This window comes from Agrilactobacillus composti DSM 18527 = JCM 14202 (genome assembly GCF_001436375.1).
In the GTDB taxonomy this organism is placed as follows: domain Bacteria; phylum Bacillota; class Bacilli; order Lactobacillales; family Lactobacillaceae; genus Agrilactobacillus; species Agrilactobacillus composti.
In genome coordinates, this window is the sequence record NZ_AZGA01000061.1 from 1 (window position 1) to 441 (window position 441).

Annotated in this window: 1 rRNA gene; it reads left to right on the forward strand. The window is 43.3% G+C overall.

Annotation, left to right across the window (positions count from 1 at the left end):
* Positions 1-104 precede the first annotated feature (104 nt).
* A 23S ribosomal RNA gene (locus FC83_RS17320) occupies positions 105-441 on the forward strand; the annotation flags it as partial.

Sequence of the window (441 nt, forward strand, 5' to 3'; positions counted from 1 at the left end):
ACTTTGTTCTTTGAAAACCACATATCATGAAATATCTATAACCGAGAATCAAAAACTGTGTATCAAAATTGCCAGGTTTTAAATAACCTAAGCCTAAGGCTTTAGGTCAAGTTAAAAAGGGCGCACGGTGGATGCCTTGGCACTAGGAGCCGATGAAGGACGTGACTAACAACGATATGCTTCGGGGAGCTGTAAGTAAGCTTTGATCCGGAGATTTCCGAATGGGGGAACCCGGCTATCCTAATCGATAGTCAGTTATATGTGAATACATAGCATATAACAGGTAAACGCGGTGAACTGAAACATCTAAGTAGCTGCAGGAACAAAAAGAAAATTCGATTCCCTAAGTAGCGGCGAGCGAACGGGGAACAGCCCAAACCAGGATGCTTGCATCCTGGGGTTGTAGGACTGGACATTGGAGTTACAAAAATTTGGATTAGC